Origin of the sequence: Comamonas sp. BIGb0152 (genome assembly GCF_024809975.1) — a bacterium.
GTDB lineage: Bacteria > Pseudomonadota > Gammaproteobacteria > Burkholderiales > Burkholderiaceae_C > Comamonas.
Window position 1 is genome coordinate 139,220 of record NZ_JANUDY010000006.1, and the last position, 19,784, is coordinate 159,003.

Below are 19,784 nucleotides of genomic sequence, written 5' to 3' on the forward strand. Positions count from 1 at the left end.
GCTATAAACAGCGGATGCTCATCCAAGTCGAATCCGCTCCCCTCGCCACCCCCCTGACCACCACTGAGGCTTATAGCCGCCACCTGCCGCTCGACGGCACCAGCAATTTCCGCGATCTGGGCGGCTACCAGGGCCTGGACGGCCGCACGGTGCGCTGGCGCAAGCTGTTCCGATCCGACCACCTGGCCTTGCTCAGCCCCGAGTCCCAACGGCAGCTGCTGCGCGAGCTGGGCGTCGCCCGCTCGGCGGATTTTCGCGGCCAGCGCGAGCAAAGCGTGGACCACTATGCGATCGACGGCCTGCAGCACCATTCGCTGGCCATTGAGCCGACCCTGGTGCAGCGCGCCTTCAGCCTGATGCAGCAAGGCGAGCGCCTGACGCCCGACCACACGGTGCTGCTGATGCAGGACACCTACCGCAGCTTTATCCACGACAACGCCGCCCCGTTTGCGCAGTTCTTTGAGATGCTGCTCGACAGCGATGCGCCCATCGTCTTCCACTGCACCGCCGGCAAGGACCGCACCGGCTGGGCCGCCACCTTGCTGCTGACCACCTTGGGCGTGCCCCAGGATGTCGTGCTGCAGGACTACCTGCTGACCAACGACTACTACCACCGCCCGGCCAAGGCCGTGGCCGCTGCCGCCCAGATCCCCGATGACGTGCTGCAGGTGCTGTGGCGCGTGCAAGAGCCGTTCTTGACCGCCGCCATCCAGCCCGTGCTGCAGGACTACGGCAGCATCCCCAACTACGTCGAAAAGGTGCTGGGCGTGGATGCAAAGGCCCAGCAAAAGCTCGCGCAGATGTATCTGGAATAATCGGTTGTTCCTTCGACCCACGGCCCCTCTGCGGGCCGCCCGCCGATGAACAATCCTCTCTCCTTCCGTCCCCCGGGCGCCTTCCGCTGGACGCCCCGCCAGATCGCACTAGCCAGCCTGCTGGTGCTGGCCGTACTGCTGTGCTGGCTACCCGCTTTCCAGTCCGTCGCTGATCGCTATGTAGACGACGGCCTGCAACGCTCCTTGCTCAGCTTTGCCACGGCCCGCGCGCTACACAGCGTTGTCTCGGTGCTGCAGGGCACCGAACTGGCGGTGCAGCCCATGGGCGTGGGCCTCACCCTCACCTTAGGCCAGGTACTGGCCCCCATCAGCGATTTGGTGGCGCAGTTTGCCGACTGGATGCTCTGGGCCAGCATTGCCTTTGGCCTGCAAAAACTGCTGCTGTCCATGGGCGGCAGCTACGGCGTTACCGGCGTGCTCACGCTCATTGCGCTGGCCTGGCTGCTGCTGCGCTGGCGCCAGCAAACGGTGCCGACTTGGCTCAGCCTCCTGCTGGTGGTGCTGCTATTCACCCGGCTGGTGATGCCCATCACCATCATCGGCAGCGAGGCGCTGTTCCAGCACTTTATGGCCGGCACCTACCAAGAAAACCAGATCGCCACCGAAGGCGCCGTCGGCCAGCTGCAGCAGTTTGATGTGCGCGGCCCGGCCAAGGCAGACCATGCGCCAAACATGCTGAACACGCCGGCAGACACTGCCCCGCCTGCAGCGGCGCAGGCAGCGCCCAACGAGAGCACCAGCCTCTGGGAGCGCTTCAAACAATGGGGGCAGCAGGCCCAGCAATCGGCCAGCCAGACGGCTTCGGGCGTGCAATCTGTGGTGCGCAACCCGGGCGATGCGCTGCGCGACAAGTTCAGCGAGCTGCAGCAACAGCTTGACCAGCAGGTCGAACGCCTCGTGACCTTGATGGTGGTGTTTGCGCTGCAGACCCTGGTGATACCGCTGGCGCTGTTCTGGGCGCTGCTGCAGCTGTGCAAGGGACTGTTGGCAGGCCCGCGCCAGGCCTTGCCGAAGTAGTCCAGGTAGTTACAGGGCCGCGTGCCATTGCGCAATGGCGGCGCCCACCTTGGCCAGCACCTCATCGCTTTGCGCCGTCGTGCGCTCGCCGCCGGTCAGGAAGGCGGTGATGATCAGGCCTTCCGACGCGGCATTGGGCCAGGCGATCAGGCAATCGTTGGCGGTGCTGTTGGCACCGGCACCGGTCTTGCCACCCACGCGCCATTCACCGGGCAGGCCCGCACGCACCCGCTTGTCGCCGGTGCGGCTGTCGCTCAGCCACTGCTGCAGCATCGCGCGGCCATAGCCCTTCAACACATCGCCTTGCAGCAGCGCTTGCAGGCTGGCCTGCATCGCACGTGGCGTGGTGGTGTCGCGGGCATCGCCCGGCTCGGCGGTGTTCAGCAAGGGCTCGATGCGGTCCAGCCGCGTGGCCTTGTCGCCCAAAGTGCGCAGCCAGGCCGTCAAGGCTTCGGGCCCGCCGCTGGCGCGCAGCAGCAGATTGGCGGCGACGTTGTCGCTCAGAACCACAATCGCCTCGCTCAGTTCCAGCAGGCTAATGCCGCCGGGCTGGTCCTTGTACTTTTCGGTCACCGGCGCATAGGGCACCATGTCGGCCGAGGTCACCAGCAGCTGCTGGCCCAGGTCCAGCGCCCCCGTCTGCCCCAGGTACAGCACATGCGCGGCCAGCAAAGTCTTGAAGGTGCTGCACATCGGAAAGCGCTCATCGCTGCGGTAGCCCGCTTCGCCGCCGGTCTCGCCATCCAAGGCGTACACGCCCAGGCGGCCACCGCTTTGGGCTTCAATCAAGGCCAGCGCCTTGTGCAAGGCGCGGTCGGCGCGGGGGTGGGCAGACTGGCGGGATGCGCATCCGGCCAGGCCAAAAACGGAGCCGCTGCCCATGACCAGGGTGGCGGCTACAAAGTGGCGTCGTTGCATAGTGTTGCTCGCTGAAAAGGGTTCCACGGACGTGGCGATCCACCGAGCATACCTTGGCCCAAAGCTTGCGCCAGGATAGGACGCAAGCTTTGCTGCGGCAGGGCAACAGACCAGAACGTGCTCAGGCCTTTTCGATCTTCAAGGCGACTTCATCGAGCAGCGCGGCAATCTTGTCGATCTGCTCGGCCGACAGCGCCGTCTCGCCGTCGCCCGCCATCTTCAGGCGCAGGGCCATCTTGAAGTTCTCGATCGCGCGCACCAGCTGCGGCGGGCGCTGGCGGGCCTCGCGGTCCTTGCCACGGGCCAGGCGGGTCAGCAGCAGCTGCAACGCATCGGCCTGCTCGGCGAGGGCCTGCTCGCCTTCAGCGGTGATGGTGTAGCGCTTGCGCCCGCCTTCGGATTCGCTGGCCGTCGCATGGCCCATGTCCACCAGGTAGCTCAAAGTCGGGTAAATGGTGCCGGGGCTGGGCTGGTAGTCGCCGCCCACCAGCTCGCCCACAGCGCGGATCACGTCGTAGCCATGGCTGGGTTGCTGGCCAATCAAATGCAGCGCCAGCAGCTTGAGGCCGCCGGCCTCAAACATGCGCTCGCGCTTGTGCGCCAGGTGGCGCGCTGCGTCTGGCCCATGGCCGTGCGGGCCGTGGCCATGACCGGGACCATCGCCATGGTGGCGCGGGCCGCGACCGGGGCCGCCCTCGTCGCCCATATGGCGGCCACGGGGGCTGCAGAGGTGGGGGTGGTGGTGAAAGTGGTGGTGGGGATGTGGCATCTGTGTTCCTTTACTAAGATGCATCTAAGATATATCTTCCATGAAGAACTTTCAAGCGGGTTTTTTGTAAAGATATATCTTATTTTCTGAAGCTGCTTTCTCCGCCTGCGGTGCAGCCGCGCTAGCGCTAAGCTATTGGCGCCTTGGGTTACATTCGTATACAACGAAATGAGGTCGAAGGAGATGGGATGGCCGTGCTGATACCTGCACTGAGCAGTTGCGCTGGAAGGATGACCACAGGAGAAAAGCGCTTGGCTGAGCGCTTGCAGCAGAAGCTGGATGCGGACTACTTGCTGTGGTGGGATGTGCCCATCGGCCCCAAGCAGACGCGGCCGGACTTTGTGCTCGTGCATCCCCACCGGGGCGCTCTGATTTTGGAGACCAAGGACTGGCATCTGGGCACCATCCGCAAGGCCACACGGGAGTATTTCGAGATTCTGGCCAATGACAGCCAGCAGCCCAAGGTGGTTATGAGCCCGTTGCAGCAAGCGAGCCACTGCGCCATCCAGGTGGTCAATGCGCTGGCGCGCGATCCCCAGCTCATTCACACCGATGGCCCCTACCAAGGAAAACTGGCTTTTCCCTGGGGCCACGGCGTTGTGCTGACACGTATCAGCAGAAGGCAGTTTGACCAGGCCGGGCTGGATGCAGCCATTCCCAGCCACCTGGTGATCTGCCAGGACGAAATGCAGGAAGACGCTGATCCAGAGGCCTTCCAGCAGCGGCTGTGGGCCATGTTTCCTTATCGTTTCAAGCAAACGATAAGCCCCTCTCAGCTGGACCGTGTCCGCTGGCAGCTGTTCCCGGAAGTGCGGGTGCCCCAGCAGCAGCATCTGTTTGGCAGCGATGCCGATGGTGATGCAGAAGACCTGCCGGACATCATGCGCGTGATGGACATCCAGCAGGAGCAGCTGGCGCGCAGCCTGGGCGATGGCCACCGCGTTATCCACGGCGTAGCGGGCTCGGGCAAGACCATGATCCTCGGCTACCGCGCCGAGCATTTGTCTCAAACCCAAGCCCCGGGCAGCAAACCTATTCTGGTGCTCTGCTACAACGAACCGCTGGGTGTCAATCTGGCCGCCAGCATCGAGGCCAAAGGCCTGCAAGACCGTGTGCATGTACGCCACTTCCACAAATGGTGTCGAGAACAACTTGTCGCCCACAACCAACTTCCGGAGGGCAGCAACCAGTGGCCCCCAGGCAAGGCCATGCGGGAGTTCGAGCAGCGTCTCATCCAGGGCGTGGACAGCAAGCTGATACCTGCCGGCCAGTACCACGCCATCCTGATCGATGAAGGCCACGACTTCGCACCCGAATGGCTCAAGCTGATCACTCAGATGGTCGACCCGAATACCAACAGCCTGCTGCTGCTCTATGACGATGCACAAAGCATTTACGACCGGGGACAACAGCGCAATTTCAGCCTGAAAAGCGTCGGCATCCAAGCCGCTGGCCGCACCACCATCCTCAAGATCAACTACCGCAATACACGGCAGATACTGCAGCTGGCGCACCGGGTGGCGGGCGATCTGCTCACCCCAGAAGAGGCCAAGGATGACGACGGCATACCGCTGCTAAAGCCCATAAGCTGTGGCCGCGAAGGTACCGAGCCTGTCGTCATCGATCTACCCAACTTGGCGCAAAGGGCCGCGCGCGTGGCAGAACTGCTGGCGGACCAGCATGCGCAGGGCATGGCCTGGGGAGAGATGGCCGTCCTCTGCCGCCACAAAGACGAGCTACTGGTCTGCGCCGACGCACTGCGCCGCAAAAATCTGCCTCACCGCGTGCGTGAGCGCTCCGGCCAATTTAAACCAGAAGAAAACGCTATCAAATTGATGACCATGCATGTCAGCAAAGGACTGGAATGGCCGGTGGTCGCGGTGGTCATCAGCGACGCGGAGCGCAAGGCCAAGGATGTTCACAAAGACAGAGCGCTGGAAGCCAGATTGGTCTATGTAGCTTCCACCCGGGCCACGCAGCACCTGATTTGTTAAGGGTCACCGGTTGCGTCAAGGGCGAAGTCCCGAGCTACGGAACGTCTCTGCAGAAAATATACGAAACATATACAATTCGTTTATGTTTTACAGAGGATAGCCATGGGCATCGTCAAAATTTCAGACCCCATGCATGAGAACCTGCGCATCGCCAGTGCGGCGCTGAGCCGTTCCATCAATGCGCAGGCAGAGCACTGGATGCGGGTCGGCATGCTCGCCGAGATGTACCCCGACCTGGACCACCGGGCTATCTGCCAGGTGCTGGTGCAGGCGGAGCTGGAGGGGGGCCTGGATATCCATTCGCTGGTCGCCAAGCAGAAGGCGGCGGCATGAAGCACAGCACCACCCCAATCCATACGGCCAGTGAGCTGGCGAGCGCGCGCCAGGCGGCGCAGTTGGCGGCCGAGGTTTTGGAGATGATTGCGCCCCATGTGGTGCCGGGGGTCAGCACGGCGGCGCTCGATGCCATCTGCCATGACTACATCGTGAATGTGCAAAAGGCGGTGCCGGCCAATCTGGGTTACCAGGACTACCCCAAGACCATCCTGACCTCGGTGAACCATGTCGTCTGCCACGGCATCCCGTCCGAGGACCGGATTTTGAAAAAGGGCGACATCGTCAACATCGACGTGGCCGTTATCAAGGATGGCTGGTTTGGCGATACCAGCCGTATGTTCTTTGTTGGCACGCCCAGCATTCTGGCCAAGCGCCTGGTGGAGACCACCTATGAGGCATTGCGCGCGGGGATTGCCCAGGTGCGGCCGGGTGCCAGCTTGGGCGATATTGGCCATGCGATTGAGACGGTGGCCAAGCGCGCGGGCTTTGGTGTGGTGCGTGAGTTTTGCGGCCATGGCATTGGCCAGATCTACCACGACACCCCCAATGTGCTGCACTACGGCAACCCGGGCGAGGGCCTGGTGCTGGAGGCGGGCATGCTGTTCACAATCGAGCCGATGCTCAATGCCGGCAAGCGCCAGGTCAAGACCCTTGCCGATGGCTGGACCGTCGTGACCCAGGACCATTCGCTGTCGGCGCAATGGGAGCACATGGTGGCGGTGACGCCCGACGGCCATGAGGTGTTGACCACCTGGCCCAATGGCACCGGCAGCTATCCGCCGGTATAAACCTCAGCGGCTCTGGCTGGCTGCCTCAGCCGGGCGCGGATCAATATCCAGCACCACACGCTCAGGCTCCACGAGCGCATCCAGGTGCTTGCAGGCCCATTTGCTGTGCCCGTCAATGCCGGCCACTGTATGGCCATCGGCAATCACATCGCCGTGCTCGACCAGGTAGACACCGGTATTGAACACAAAGCGCGAGACCTCGGCGGGGTCCAGCTCAGAGAACAGCAGCTGCACATCGGGCACGCCAAAAGCAGAGCCGCCCAGGCTGTCCATCAGCATCTCGCCGGGGCGGTTGCTGATGTTGAAAAAACGCACATTGAGCACGCCGTAGTAGACAAAACCGTCTGCATGGGCCTCTAGATAGCGCTGCGGATCGAGCAGGCAGCCCGCATTGGTCTGGCTGATCGCCGTGACTCCGCCGTTCTCGATCAGCACATGCATGACGGCTTGCAGGATCTCCAGCCGCTCGGGGGTGGATAGGCCCCGGCCCATGAATTCGCTCACCAGCACGCAGTGCTGGCACTGGGCCAAGGCGCGCTCTTTCTCGGGCCAGTCCCAGGTTTGCTCAAGCGCGCTGGCGTAGTCGCTGGCATCCAGTGGCTGGTCTGCGCGGATGATCGCGATCTCGCTGGGCACGCCCTGTTTGTCGCTGTAATCCACGCAGTAGTCGCCCAGCGCCAGCAAGATGGTGTCGCCGTCTGCCACCAGGTCTACCGCCCCCAGGCGCTCGGCCAGCGCAGCACGCAGGGTTTCACCATCCAGCAATGGGGGCTGGGCGTACAGGGCTTCAAAGGCCCACATATCGGGGGCCATGCGGGGCTCGGGATGGGGTTGTTCCATGGTGAGTTGCGGGCGGAGCTGAAAGGCCGCATCTTGCCATGGCAAGGGGAGGCCTTGTCACCCCGGCTTTACCGGAGAGGCCTAAGATGGCGCCTCTCAGTGGAGCAAACAACATGGATAACAGCGATCTGGAATTGGAATATGTCGGCTTTTGGGCGCGCGTGGGTGCGGCCTTGATCGACACCGTGGTGTTGCTGGTCATCATCACGCCGGCCTTGGTCGCCATCTATGGCTGGGAGTACTTCATGGCCGAGGGCCTGGTGCAAGGCCCGGCCGATGTGCTGATCAGCTGGGTGCTGCCCGCTGTTGCCTGCATCTGGCTGTGGCACAAGCTGCGGGCCACACCGGGCAAGATGCTGATTGGTGCGGAGATCGTGGATGCCGAGACGGGCGAGGCGATGAGCCTGGGCCAATCGGTGGTTCGCTACCTGGGCTATTTTGTCTCTATCCTGCCGCTGTGCCTGGGCCTTATCTGGGTCGCGTTTGACCCGCGCAAACAGGGCTGGCACGACAAGATAGCCGGCACGGTGGTGGTGCGCCGCAAGGGTGGGCGCACCGCGCCGGTGGCCTTCAAGGGCCAGCGGCACGGTTAAGACTGGCACCTGGTGCCAGCCTGCGCGCCTTAGTCCAGGTGGCGCAGCAGGTGCAGCCAGAAGCGGGCACGCATCTCCAGGGTAGACACCAGGATGTGCTCGTAGACCGTGTGCGCGCCGTCGCCATCGGCACCCAGGCCGTCCAGCGATGGCACGCCCATGGCCGAGGTGAAGTTGGCATCGCTGCCACCACCGGTGGGGGGCGCTTCTTCCAGTGCAAAGCCGGCTTCGCGGGCCGATTGCTGGGCCTTGGCCAGCAGCGCTTCGGCGCGGGCGTCCTTGACCATCGGCGGGCGGTTCACTTCGACATCGATATCGAGCGTCAAGCCCTCGCCCACGGGGCGCAGCGCACGCATCTTGCCCACCAGCTCATCGGCGGCCTGCAGATCGGGCAGGCGGAAATCCACCACGCATTTGCAGAAGGCCGGCACGGTGTTGGTGGTGGTGCCTCCTTCGATGGTGCCCACGCTCACGGTCACGCCCCTCTGGTAGTCGGTCATCGCTTCCAGCGCCAGAATCTGGTGCGCCATTTCGCGGATCGCGCTGCGGCCCTTGTCATGCGCCACACCGGCATGCGATGCCAGGCCTTTGACGCCCAGGCGCAGCATGCCCGTGCCCTTTCGGGCGGTGACGCAGCGGCCGCCATTGGCGCGGGCCGGCTCGGCCACCAGGCAGTAGCGGGCATTGCGGGCAAAGGCCTCGATGTGCTTGCGCGATGCATGGCTGCCGGTTTCTTCGTCGGGCACGACCAGCAGGTCCACCGGCAGCGGCGTGCTGCCGGGCGTAGCCACCGCGCTCATCGCTGTCAGCGCCAGGTAGATGCCGGCCTTCATGTCATAGCCGCCCGGGCCGTAGAGGCGGTCGCCTTCGATGCGGATCGGGTTGTCGGCCAGCATGCCGATGGGGTGCACGGTGTCCGAGTGGCCCAGGATCAGCAGGCCTTCACGGGTGTCACCCTCGGCGCGGTTCGTGATGTGCAGCACCGGCAGCACCGGGCCCAGGCCCTGCTTGCCTTCGGCCTGGGTCTCGATCACCGTGGCGCGCAGGCCAGCGGCCGCTGCCTGGGCGCGCATCATCTCGACCATGCGGGCGATCGATGCGGGGTTGTTCGATGGCGACTCGCAGTGCATCCATGCCGAGATGCCATCCACCAGTTGTTGCGTTGTTGCTTGCATCGTTGTTCCTTGGGTCTTGTCAAAAAGTTATAGCGTCTTGTGCGCGTTAAGCCGTCACGCGGCCGGCCCAGGGGGCCAGCCAGTCCGCATCGGGCATGCGGCCCTCAAACCATAAATGGGCGCAGACATGGCTCATGGCCTCGCCATCGTGGCCAATGCCCGCTACTTCATGCAGTTGCCAGGCCAGCGGAATGCCCATCCGGGCAGCAGCCTGCTGGCCTGCGGCGTAGTAGTGGTGGGCACGGGCAAAGCGGTGCGGGCCTTGGCGCAGTGCGGCAGGCTCAGCGGGCAGGTTGGGGTCTTGGGTGTCGGTATCGCGGTCGCCCGCCAAGATCACCAGCGGCGTGCGCAGCAGCTGGGCCAGCGCGTCACCCGCCAGGCCAATGCCGGCCAGGCCTTGTGGAAAATCCTGTTGGCTATCGGGCAAGGTGTACCAACCCGGGTTGCCCGCCGCCACACCGGCAAAGCCGGCTGCGCCCAGGGTGCTGACCAGGCGGTGCACAAACTGCCCGCCGGCCGAATGGCCAAACAGGTAGAGCGGCTGGCTGCGCACCACCCCGGCATCGCGCAGCTGCAGGGCCAGGTTGATCGCCGCCTGGTAGGCCCAGTAGGCGCGCGGCTGCAAGCGGCCCTCTTCGCTCCAGACGCTGCCGTTGTTATAGCTCTCCACCCCCGGCCAGTGCGCGTTGCCAAAGGTGGGCGCAATGATCTGCAGGCCATAGCGCTCGGCCGCCGGCATCCAGAAATCGCGGTAGTCGTCGCCATTGCGCAGCACACCGTGCTGCACCAGCACCAGCGGCGCATCGGCGGCCACCCCTTCGGGGCGGTAGCAGTTCAAGGTGATGGGCAGGTACAGTGCGCCGTCGCCGGCCTGCCATTCAAGGGCAAAACGGCCATGCTGCTGGGTAAAACGTTGCCAGTCCATGTGGTGGTTTCCTCCGTGCGCGTCCAAGCGATCAGTCCAACAAATGGCAGGCGGTCACATGGCCGGCTGCCGTCTCGCGCAGCTGCGGCACCTCTTGCTTGCAGCGCTCCATCGCATGCGGGCAGCGCGGGTGAAAGGTGCAGCCCGGTGGCGGGCTCAGTGGCGAGGGGATCTCGCCCTTGATGGGGGTGAACACCCGTTTGCGCCGGCCCACATCGGGCACCTCGGCCAGCAGCGCCTGGGTATAGGGGTGCTGGGCCTGGCCAAAGATCTCGGCGGTGGGCGCCATCTCCACAATCTTGCCCAGGTACATGATGGCCACCTTGTCGGAGATGTGGCGCACCACGCCCAGGTCGTGGCTGATGAACAGATAGGTCAAGCCGCGCTGGGCGCGCAGGTCCATGAACAGGTTGATCACCTGCGCCTGGATGGACACATCGAGCGCGGCCACCGGCTCGTCACAGACCAGAAAATCGGGCGTCACCATCAGCGCGCGGGCAATGCCGATGCGCTGGCGCTGGCCGCCGGATATCTGGTGCGGCAGGCGGGCGCGGTACTCGCTGGCCAGGCCCACTTCGGCCAAGGCGGCATCGACGCGGCCGGGCACCTCGGCCGCCGGTGCGAGTTTGTGCACATGCAATGCCTCGCCCAAGATCTGGTGCAGCTTTTGGCGCGGGTTGAGCGAAGCCTGCGGATCCTGGAACACCATTTGCACGCCCAGGGTGTAGGCGAGCTTGTCCTGGCTGTTCAGGCTGCGCACCTCCTGGCCCTTGTAGAGCAGCTGGCCTTCGGTGGCAGGGTGCAGACCGGCCACCACGCGGCCCAGGGTGGATTTGCCGCAACCCGATTCGCCCACCAGGCCCAGCACCTCGCCTTTGGCGATTTGCAGGTTGACGCCATTGACGGCATGCACGGTGCGCGTTTGCGCGGGCTGCCGGGCCACGGCGCCGACGATTTTTTGCAGCAGATCGGGGGAGCTGACAAAGCGCTTGTGCACATCGCGCAGCTCAATCACAGGGGTAGTCATCGCGGTCATGCGGCGGGTGCCTCCAGCGGTACAAAGCAGCGGAATGCGCGGCCGGGGATGGTGGTGACGGGCGGCTGCTCATCGACGCAGCGCGGGGTGGCGCGGCTGCAGCGCGGCGCAAAAGCGCAGCCGGGCACACGGCCCGACAGGCTGGGCGCCATGCCGTTGATCTGCGACAGGCGCGCGCCCGGCGTAGCCTGGGCGGGCAGCGAATTGAGCAGGCCCTGGGTGTAGGGGTGGCGCGGCGCATCCAGCACCTCGGCCACGGTGCCGGTCTCGACAATGCGGCCGCCATACATGACGGCCACGCGGTCGGCCAGCTCGGCAATCACGCCCAGGTCGTGGGTGATCCAGATCAGCGCCGTGCCCTGGGCCTGGCAGATCTGCTGCATGCGGTACAGAATCTGGCCCTGGATGGTGACATCCAGCGCCGTCGTCGGCTCGTCGCAGATGATCAGATCGGGGTGGTTGAGCATCGCAATCGCAATCGCCACACGCTGGCGCATGCCGCCCGAGAACTCATGCGGGTAGCTGCGCAACCGCTTTTCGGGCGCGGGGATGCCGACCATCTCCAGCGCCTCCACGCAGCGCTTGATCGCCTGCGACTTGGGCAGCTTTTGGTGGGCGTCGATGGCTTCGAGCATCTGCTCCTCGATGCGCAGCACCGGGTTGAGCGTCATCAGCGGATCCTGGAAGATCATCGCGATGCGGTCGCCGCGCAGCTTGCGCATGGACTCGGCCGACAGCTCGCGCAGGTCCTGGCCTTTGAAGAGCACCCGGCCCTGGGTGACTTCACCAGGCGCATCGATCATGCCAAAAATGGAGAAACCGGTGACCGATTTGCCCGAGCCGGATTCACCGACCAGGCCCAGAATCTCGCCCGCCTCCAGGCGGATATCGATGTCGCTGACGGCGGGCCAGGCGCCCTCTTCGGTGTGGAACACCGTCTGCAGATCTTGTACTTCAAGCAAAGGGATAGTCATTACTTCCTCGGGTCCAGAGCTTCACGCAGGCGGTCGCCGATCAGGTTGATCGACAGGATCAGGGCCAGCAGCGCCAGGCCGGGGAACATGCTGATCCAGTAGTCACCCGACATCAGGTACTGAAAGCCATTGGCAATCAGCAGGCCCAGGGAGGGTTCGGTAATCGGCACACCCACGCCCAGGAAGGACAGGGTGGCTTCGAGCACGATGGCATTGGCGATCTGGATGGTGGCAAACACCATCACCGGGCCCATGCAGTTGGGCAGCAGGTGGCGCGTCATGATGCGCCAGCCCGGGAAGCCCAGGTTCTTGGCCGCCTCGATGTATTCCTTCTTGCGCTCTTGCAAGGCGCGGCCACGCATGATGCGCGCGTAATGCGCCCACTGCACCAGCACGATGGCGATCACCACCTTGTCCACGCCCCGGCCCAAAATGGCCAGCAACACCAGCGCCACCAAGATGGTGGGAAAGCCGAGGATGAAGTCGACGATGCGCATCAGCACCGTATCGACCCAGCCACCAAAGTAGGCGGCTACCAGGCCCACCAGGCTGCCGATGATGGTGGCCAGCACCACGGCGCTCAGGCCCACCATCAGGCTGATGCGCAGGCCGTGCAGGATGGCCGAGAGCATGTCGCGGCCCTGGTCGTCGGTGCCCAGCCAGTAGGTCATGCCCGAAGCCGCTTCGGACAGGGGCTTGAGGCGCCCATCCATCAGGTCGAGCGCGCCCAGGTCATAAGGGTTTTGCGGCGACAGAAAGGGCGAGAGCAGCACCACGGCCAGCAGCACGATGAGTGCAATCACCGCGCCTTTGACCGAAGGCTTGCTGCGCAGCTTTTTGAGGATGGCACGCCGCTGGGGCGTGTCTTGCAGGGGCTGGGCCCGCTTGCTGGGGTCGATGGTCATCAGGGATTTGTCGGGCTGCATTATTGGGCCTCCTGCAGCTGTACGCGCGGATCGAGCACGGCATAGGCCAGATCCACCAAGAGGTTGATCATCACAAAGATGAAGGTGACCAGCATCACATAGGCCACGACCACCGGGCGGTCGAGCTTGTAGATGCTGTCAATCAAAAGCTTGCCCATGCCGGGCCAGGCAAACACGGTCTCGGTGATGGTCGAGTAGGCAATCAGGGTGCCGAACTCCATGCCGATCACGGTGACCACGGGGATGAGGATGTTGCGCAGAATGTGGCGGGTCAGGATGCGGCGCTCGCTGATGCCCTTGGCGCGCGCGAACTTCACATACTCCTGGGTCTTGGCCTCCATCACGCCGGTGGCGGTGAGCCGCAGCACCAGCGCGATATTGCCCAGCGCCAGGTTGATGGCCGGCAGCATCACATGGCTCCAGCCATCGGCCGTCAGCAGCGACAGCGGCACGCCCAGCACATTGACCGTGTCACCCCGGCCCGACGACGGCAGCCACTGCAGCCAGACGGCGAACATCAGGATCAGCATCATGCCCTGCCAGAAGTTGGGCAGCGAAAAGCCCAGCACCGAGCCCCCCATCAGGCTGCGGCCCAGCGGCTTGTCGTTGAACAGGCCAGCAATCAGGCCCAGCGGAATGCCGAGCAGGCAGGTCAGGCCAATGGCGACCACCACCAGCTCAAAGGTGGCCGGAAAGCGCTGCACGATCAGCTCGATCGCGGGGATGCCGTGCACAAAGGAGGTGCCCAGATCGCCCTGGAAGGCGCGGGTCAGAAAGCTCCAGTACTGCAGCCAGACCGGCAGGTCCAGCCCCAGGCGCTTGATCATGACCTGGCGGTCGGCATCGCTGGCCTCGGCGCTCACCAGCAGCTCAATGGGGTCTCCCACCGCGTATACCGCCATGAACACCACCAGCGAGACCGCCAGCAGCACCAGAAAACTTTGCACCATGCGGCGCAGGATATAGACGATCACATTACGTCCTCAAAATTAGAATGCCATGCGCTGTCACCTGCATGGTTGCCGCCCTCTGTGGAGTCTGTTCATCGTGGGGCGTACAAAATCACAAAGCCCGCATGGCCCCACCACTGGAGCTGGATGCGGGCCATGCCAGGGACCGGGCCTGTGTTGCGCCCGGTGTGGCATCAGCTTTCTACTTCGGCTTGACCGACATGGCCAGCGTGTACTGGTCGCGTCGGCCTTCGTAGCTCAACCCTTTCTTGAATGCCCAGATGCTGCTCTCAAAGTGCAGCGGAATCAGCGGTACGTTGGCCAGCGCAATCTGCGTGGCCTGCTGGTAGGCGGCCTTGCGCGCGTTCGCGTCCATCTGCCCCATGGCGGGCACAAACACCTGGTCAAACGCCGGCAGGCTAAAAGCCCCGTAATTGCTGGTGCCCAGGCCCTTGTCCTTGTCGGTGGTGGCCACCCAGTACTGGAACAGGCCCGAGGCCTCGCCGTTCTCCGATGGCCAGCCGCCCATCGCAAAGCTGAACTCGCGCTTGGCGCGCTTGGGGAAATAGATGGCAGCCGCCTGCGCATCCACCGTGGTCTTGATCCCTATGCGCGTCAGGTACTGGGCCACCGCCTGCGCGATCTGGCCGTCGTTGATGTAGCGGTCATTGGTGGTGGTCAAGGTCAGCTCAAAGCCCTGGGCATAACCGGCCTCGGCCAGCAGCTTCTTGGCGCCTTCGGGGTCAAACTTGATCTCGGTGGGCTTGTCGAGGCTGCCGAACATGCCCGTGGGCATGTACTGGTTGGCCACAGTCGCCATGCCATCCATCAGCCGCTGCACGATGGCCTTGCGGTCAATCGCCATGTTGATGGCCTGGCGTACGCGCAGGTCCTGCAGCGGGTTCTTGCCATCGGCGGCCTTGGCAAACGGGCTTTGCGCGCGGCCGGCATCCGGTTGGAAGAAGATCAGGCGGGTGGACGGCGTCGCCACAAAGTCGAGCTTGTTGTTCTCCTTGATGCGCGGCAGGTCGCGCGCAGCCGGGCTTTCGATGACGTCGTAGTCGCCCGACATCAGCCCGGTCAGGCGCGGGCCGGCATTGGGCACGGGCACCATCTTGACGGTCTTCCAGTGCGGCTTGGTACCCCAGTAGGCTTCGTTGCGCTCCATCTCGATGCCGGTGCCCTTGACATAGGACTTGAGCTTGTAAGGGCCCGTGCCAATCGACAGCTTGCCGGTGTTGAAATCAGCGACCGTGGGCCAGGGCGAGGTGACACCGCAGCCCTCTTTGGGTGCAAAGCGCAGCTTGTCGAACTTGGCGATGCCGCTCCAGATGATGGGCAGCGAACGCGCCAGCTCGTTGGGCATCGTGGGGATGGGCCGTTCGCTCTTGATGATGACGGTGTAGTCATCGGGCGTTTGCACATCGCTGAAGCTCTGGGCCGGCTCCATGTAGGAGCGCGAGACATTGGTCTCGTTGTTCAGCACCCGGCACAGGGTGAACAGCACATCCTTGGAGGTGAAGGGCTCGCCATTGGAGAACTTCACGCCCTGGCGCAGTTTCAGCTCCCAGGTGTTGTCATCGACGGCACGCCAGGACTGGGCCAGGCCCGGTACCAGCTCCATCTGCGCATTGCGGTTGATCAGCGACTCAAAGACATGGGCCGAGAACGCGTCGTTGGTGGTGACCTTGTGGTAATGCGGGTCAGCGGCGGTGGGCTCGGAGGCCAGGCCAATGGTCAGCGATTGCGCAGCAGCCATGCCCGCAGGCAGTGCCAGCGCAGCAAAGCTGGCCAGCGACAAAGGTGTGCGGCGCGAGATCTTCTTGGTAGACACAGGTCGTTCCTCCTTGGTTAAAAGCCTCTGCTGTCAGGCAATGCAAATGCCGTGCCACAGCAACCCATCCCATCCGCAGGCCGGGGACAGCGCCCCGGCTGCTTCAAGCGCCGCGCTTACTTGGCGGGCTTGACCGACGTGGCCAGCGTGTACTGGTCGCGGCGGCCTTCGTAGCGCAGCTCTTTCTTGAAAGCCCAGATGCTGCTTTCAAAGTGCAGCGGGATCAGCGGCACGTTGTCCAGCGCGATCTGCGTGGCCTGCTCCAGCATGGCCTTGCGCTTGACCGGGTCCACTGTCTTGGCCGCAGGGATGTAGACCTTGTCGAAATCGGTATTGCTGAAAGCGCCGTAGTTGCTGGTGCCCAGGCCCTTGGGCGAGTCGGTGGTGGCCACCCACAGCTGGAACAGGCCCGAGGCTTCGCCGTTCTCCGAAGGCCAGCCGCCGATGGGAAAGCTGAACTCACGCTTGGCGCGCTTGGGAAAGTAGATCGACGCGGTCAGCGCATCGACCTTGGTCTTGATGCCGATACGGGTCAGGTACTGCGCAACCGCTTGCGAGATCTGCGTGTCGTTCATGTAGCGGTCGTTGGTCGAAGACAAGGTCATCTCGAAACCATTCGGGTATCCGGCTTCGGCCAGCAGCTTCTTGGCGCCTTCGGGGTCGAACTTGATCTCGGGGGCCTTGGCCAGGCCGCCAAACATGCCATCGGGCATGTACTGGTAGGCGGGGGTGGCCATGCCGTCCATCAGGCGCTGCACGATGGCCTTGCGGTCGATGGCCATGTTGATGGCCTTGCGCACGCGCAGGTCCTGCAGCGGGTTCTTGCCATCGGGGGCGGTCACAAAGGGCGACTTGTCGCGGCCGATATCCGGCTGGAAGAACACCAGGCGGGTCGAAGGCGTGGCCACAAAGGCCAGCTTCTTGTCTTCCTTGATGCGGGCCAGGTCGCGGGCGGCCGGGTTCTCGATCAGGTCGTAGTCACCCGACATCAGGCCCGTCAGGCGCGGGCCGGCATTGGGCACGGCCACCATCTTGACGGTCTGCCAGGCCGGCTTGGGGCCCCAGTAGCTGTCATTGCGCTCCAAGGTGATGGCATTGCCCTTCACATAGGACTTGAGCTTGAACGGGCCGGTGCCAATCGCCATCTTGCCGCTGTTGAAATCCGCCACCGTGGGCCAGGGGCCCTTGTAGCCGCAGCCTTCCTTGGGCGCAAACTTGAGCGCGCCGTGCTGGATGATGCTGCTGGAGATGATGGGCAGATTGCGCGCAAACTCGGCCGGGATCAGCGGCACCGGCTCGGCGGTCTTGACGATGACGGTCAAGGCATCGGGGGTCTGCACATCGGTGATCAGCTTGGTCGTATCCATGTACGACTGCGAGACATTGGTCTCGTTGTTCAAGGTGCGGCAGATGGTGAACAGCACATCTTGCGAGGTGAACGGCGCGCCGTTGGAGAACTTCACATCCTTGCGCAGCTTGAACTCCCAGGTCAGGTCGTCCAGGTTCTTCCACGAGGTGGCCAGCGCGGGCACCAGCTCCATGCTGGCGGTACGGCCCACCAGCGAGTCATAGACATGCGCCGAGAACGAGTCGTTCGTCGTCATCTTGTGGTAGTGGGGATCGGCCGCTGTTGGCTCGGAGGCCAGGGCAATGGTCAGGTGTTGGGCGTGGGCCGTGCCGATGAGCGAGGCGCCCACCAGCGCCAGGGCGCGCTTGTTCAATGCGAAAGTCATGTCTGTCCTAGGGATCTGGGCAGGCGTTGCCGGGAAGCAGCGCCTTCGAGCCGGGAGGCAGAACGGTGGTGCACCAGCGTGCGCCATCGTCCGCAGCCGGAAAGCCTGCGAATTCTCACACGAAAATTACATCGACTAACGCCCGCCCCGTCTGCGAAAAGTGGGCATTTACCCCAATAAAACAAGGAGATGGGCCATCTTTACCTGACATTGTTCGTGCAGCACACAATGTTATGCAAGCTGCGCAACAATGCGATCCCTGTGGGTGGGAAAATCCAGCGCTTATCTTGACCTTGAATGGGTACGATGCGCATCCACCCGCCATCTGCTCTTACGCCTTCCATTCCCTATGCGCCGCCGCCTTTTATTGGCCTCCAGCCTGTTCGCCGCCAGCATGCTGGCCGCCTGTTCCTTGCTAGCCCCTCCGAGCTACACCCTGTCTGCCGCCGATCTGCAGGCCATCGTGGCCAAGTCCTTCCCCCGCTCCTATCCCTTGCTGGGCCTCTTGCAGCTCGATGTGCAGGCGCCCAGCCTGCAGCTGCTGCCCGAGACCAACCGCATCCAGGCGACGATGCGCGCCGACCTGTCCGGCAAGGTGCTGCCCCACCGGCTGGACGGCACCATGGTGCTGGACTTTGCGCTGCGCTACTCCCCCAGCGACCACAGCCTGCGCGCCACCCAGGTGCAGGTGCGCTCGCTGCAGATGAACGGCCTGCCCGAGTCCATGGCGGTGATGCTGCAGGCCTATGCGCCCCGCGCAGCCGAGCATGCGATGGAGGATGTGGTCGTACACACCCTGCGCCAGGAAGACCTGGACCGACTGGACAAGGCCGCCGAGCTGCCTGCCACCTTCCAGGTGACGGCCGAGGGCCTGCGCATCGAATTTGTGAAGCCCCAGGACGCGAAGTAGGCCGACAGGCCCGCGCACAATCTGCTTTATGCTGCTGGCAGGGCGCACACCTGCAAGCCGCCTGCATATCGTCTGGAGATCCCCTAATGAGCACCCTCGCCGATTTCAGTATCACCCGCAAATGGCCGGCCACCCGGCCCGATCTGCTGCAGCTGTACTCGCTGCCCACGCCCAATGGCGTCAAGGTCTCCATCCTGCTCGAAGAGCTGGGCATGCCCTATGAAGTGCACAAGATCAGCTTCGAGAGCAATGACCAGACCTCGCCCGAGTTTGTTGGCACCTTCCCGAACAACAAGATCCCGGCCATCATCGACCCCAATGGCCCGGGCGGCCAGGCGATTGCACTGTTCGAGTCCGGCGCCATCATGGTCTACCTGGCCGAGAAAACCGGCATGTTCCTGCCGCAGGACCCTGCGCTGCGCTACGAAACCCTGCAGTGGCTGATGTTCCAGATGGGCGGCATCGGCCCGATGTTTGGCCAGGTGGGTTTCTTCAATATCTTTGCCGGCAAGGATTTTGAGGACAAGCGCCCCTTGACCCGCTATGTGGACGAATCCAAGCGCCTGCTGACCGTCCTGAACAAGCACCTGGCCGGCAAGGAATGGGTGGCCGGCGATACCTACACGATTGCCGATATCGCCATCTTCCCCTGGATCCGCAACATGATCGTGCGCTACAACGCCGAAGCGCTGATCGGCTGGGGCCAGTACCCGGAAGTCAGCCGTGTGCTCAGCCACTGGCTGCAGCGCCCAGCGGTGCAGCGCGGTTTGTTGATCCCCTGATCGGCTTCGTTTTTAAGCGAGAAATGCCAGCCCGAGGGCTGGCATTTTGCTATGCGGGCAGATGCTTAGACAGCTGCGCTGACAATGATTTCGACCAGCAGTTCGGGGCGCGCCAGCTTGGCTTCGCAGGTTGCGCGGGTCGGCATATGGGCCTTGTCTGCCCATTCGCCCCAAACCTGGTTCATGCCGGCGAAGTCCTTGTCGATGTCCTTGAGCCAGATCTGCACCGTCAGCAGGCGCGACTTGCTGGTGCCGGCTGTTTTCAAGTAGCCGTCGATCTTGGCCAGCACGTCGCGGGTCTGGGCTCCAATGTCGCCCGAGATATCACCAGCGGTCACGCCAGCCACATAGACCACGCCGCCATGCACGACGATGCGGCTGAGGCGTTCATTGCTGTCGATACGTTGGATGTCGTTGCTCATCATTTACTCCCTGAGATAAAAATACG

The 19,784-nt window shown here is 63.7% G+C and carries 20 protein-coding genes; 8 read left to right on the top strand and 12 right to left on the bottom strand.

The window, feature by feature from the left end; translation table 11 throughout:
* Positions 1-14: 14 nt before the first annotated feature.
* Entirely contained in the window at positions 15-815 is an 801-nt protein-coding gene (locus M2375_RS13555; protein WP_259168005.1) for a tyrosine-protein phosphatase, read from the top strand.
* A gap of 45 nt (positions 816-860) precedes the next feature.
* On the top strand, positions 861-1,853 hold the full coding sequence (locus tag M2375_RS13560; protein ID WP_259168007.1) for a hypothetical protein: 993 nt from the start codon (positions 861-863) through the stop codon (positions 1,851-1,853).
* A 9-nt stretch (positions 1,854-1,862) separates the two neighbouring features.
* Here the strand turns inward: M2375_RS13560 and bla are convergent, their stop codons facing one another.
* Both bla and M2375_RS13570 read right to left on the bottom strand, forming a co-directional pair.
* Positions 1,863-2,771, bottom strand: a complete 909-nt coding sequence (gene bla, locus M2375_RS13565; RefSeq protein WP_259168010.1) for a class A beta-lactamase — start codon at positions 2,769-2,771, stop codon at positions 1,863-1,865.
* Between the two features lie 121 nt (positions 2,772-2,892).
* Positions 2,893-3,540, bottom strand: coding sequence for a PadR family transcriptional regulator (locus tag M2375_RS13570; protein ID WP_259168011.1), 648 nt, complete (start codon positions 3,538-3,540; stop codon positions 2,893-2,895).
* 188 nt (positions 3,541-3,728) lie between these two features.
* Between M2375_RS13570 and M2375_RS13575 the strand changes: the two genes are divergently transcribed.
* The 3 genes from M2375_RS13575 to map all read left to right on the top strand — a co-directional run bounded on the left by M2375_RS13575 (position 3,729) and on the right by map (position 6,658).
* The gene (locus tag M2375_RS13575) at positions 3,729-5,534 is read left to right on the top strand and encodes a DEAD/DEAH box helicase (RefSeq protein ID WP_259168013.1); all 1,806 of its coding nucleotides are present in this window, start codon (positions 3,729-3,731) and stop codon (positions 5,532-5,534) included.
* A 102-nt stretch (positions 5,535-5,636) separates the two neighbouring features.
* A complete protein-coding gene (locus M2375_RS13580) occupies positions 5,637-5,867 on the top strand; it encodes a ParD-like family protein (protein ID WP_259168016.1) in 231 nt (76 codons plus the stop codon).
* A complete protein-coding gene (gene map, locus M2375_RS13585) occupies positions 5,864-6,658 on the top strand; it encodes a type I methionyl aminopeptidase (protein WP_259168019.1) in 795 nt (264 codons plus the stop codon). Before M2375_RS13580 ends, map begins: the two co-directional genes overlap by 4 nt.
* Positions 6,659-6,661: 3 nt before the next feature.
* Here the strand turns inward: map and M2375_RS13590 are convergent, their stop codons facing one another.
* Entirely contained in the window at positions 6,662-7,498 is an 837-nt protein-coding gene (locus M2375_RS13590; RefSeq protein WP_259168020.1) for a DUF4261 domain-containing protein, read from the bottom strand.
* A 113-nt stretch (positions 7,499-7,611) separates the two neighbouring features.
* On the opposite strand from M2375_RS13590, the gene M2375_RS13595 reads away from it, so the two are divergent.
* Entirely contained in the window at positions 7,612-8,091 is a 480-nt protein-coding gene (locus tag M2375_RS13595; protein ID WP_259168021.1) for an RDD family protein, read from the top strand.
* Positions 8,092-8,120: 29 nt separating this feature from the next.
* Here M2375_RS13595 and M2375_RS13600 read toward each other — a convergent pair whose 3' ends face one another.
* The 8 genes from M2375_RS13600 to M2375_RS13635 form a co-directional block, all read right to left on the bottom strand.
* On the bottom strand, positions 8,121-9,266 hold the full coding sequence (locus M2375_RS13600) for a M20 family metallopeptidase (protein WP_259168022.1): 1,146 nt from the start codon (positions 9,264-9,266) through the stop codon (positions 8,121-8,123).
* A 46-nt stretch (positions 9,267-9,312) separates the two neighbouring features.
* On the bottom strand, positions 9,313-10,191 hold the full coding sequence (locus tag M2375_RS13605; RefSeq protein WP_259168024.1) for an alpha/beta hydrolase: 879 nt from the start codon (positions 10,189-10,191) through the stop codon (positions 9,313-9,315).
* A 31-nt stretch (positions 10,192-10,222) separates the two neighbouring features.
* Positions 10,223-11,227, bottom strand: coding sequence for an ABC transporter ATP-binding protein (locus M2375_RS13610; RefSeq protein ID WP_259168028.1), 1,005 nt, complete (start codon positions 11,225-11,227; stop codon positions 10,223-10,225).
* Positions 11,224-12,201 carry an ABC transporter ATP-binding protein gene (locus M2375_RS13615; protein WP_259168031.1) on the bottom strand — a complete coding sequence of 326 codons (978 nt, stop codon included), beginning with the start codon at positions 12,199-12,201 and terminating at the stop codon, positions 11,224-11,226. The genes M2375_RS13610 and M2375_RS13615 overlap by 4 nt, the downstream gene beginning before the upstream one ends.
* Positions 12,201-13,127: an ABC transporter permease gene (locus M2375_RS13620; RefSeq protein ID WP_259168033.1), complete on the bottom strand. Its 927-nt coding sequence runs from the start codon at positions 13,125-13,127 to the stop codon at positions 12,201-12,203. Before M2375_RS13620 ends, M2375_RS13615 begins: the two co-directional genes overlap by 1 nt.
* Positions 13,127-14,101 (bottom strand): ABC transporter permease, encoded by a 975-nt coding sequence (locus M2375_RS13625; RefSeq protein ID WP_259168035.1) that lies wholly within the window; start codon positions 14,099-14,101, stop codon positions 13,127-13,129. The genes M2375_RS13620 and M2375_RS13625 overlap by 1 nt, the downstream gene beginning before the upstream one ends.
* A gap of 178 nt (positions 14,102-14,279) precedes the next feature.
* Positions 14,280-15,896: an ABC transporter substrate-binding protein gene (locus tag M2375_RS13630; RefSeq protein ID WP_259168311.1), complete on the bottom strand. Its 1,617-nt coding sequence runs from the start codon at positions 15,894-15,896 to the stop codon at positions 14,280-14,282.
* A gap of 131 nt (positions 15,897-16,027) precedes the next feature.
* On the bottom strand, positions 16,028-17,644 hold the full coding sequence (locus M2375_RS13635) for an ABC transporter substrate-binding protein (protein WP_259168039.1): 1,617 nt from the start codon (positions 17,642-17,644) through the stop codon (positions 16,028-16,030).
* 349 nt (positions 17,645-17,993) lie between these two features.
* Here M2375_RS13635 and M2375_RS13640 point away from each other — a divergent pair, with 349 nt between their 5' ends.
* The gene (locus M2375_RS13640; protein ID WP_259168041.1) at positions 17,994-18,554 is read left to right on the top strand and encodes a DUF1439 domain-containing protein; all 561 of its coding nucleotides are present in this window, start codon (positions 17,994-17,996) and stop codon (positions 18,552-18,554) included.
* Between the two features lie 86 nt (positions 18,555-18,640).
* The gene (locus M2375_RS13645) at positions 18,641-19,336 is read left to right on the top strand and encodes a glutathione binding-like protein (RefSeq protein ID WP_259168043.1); all 696 of its coding nucleotides are present in this window, start codon (positions 18,641-18,643) and stop codon (positions 19,334-19,336) included.
* Between the two features lie 65 nt (positions 19,337-19,401).
* Here the strand turns inward: M2375_RS13645 and M2375_RS13650 are convergent, their stop codons facing one another.
* The gene (locus M2375_RS13650) at positions 19,402-19,758 is read right to left on the bottom strand and encodes a RidA family protein (protein WP_259168045.1); all 357 of its coding nucleotides are present in this window, start codon (positions 19,756-19,758) and stop codon (positions 19,402-19,404) included.
* Between the last annotated feature and the right edge of the window lie 26 nt (positions 19,759-19,784).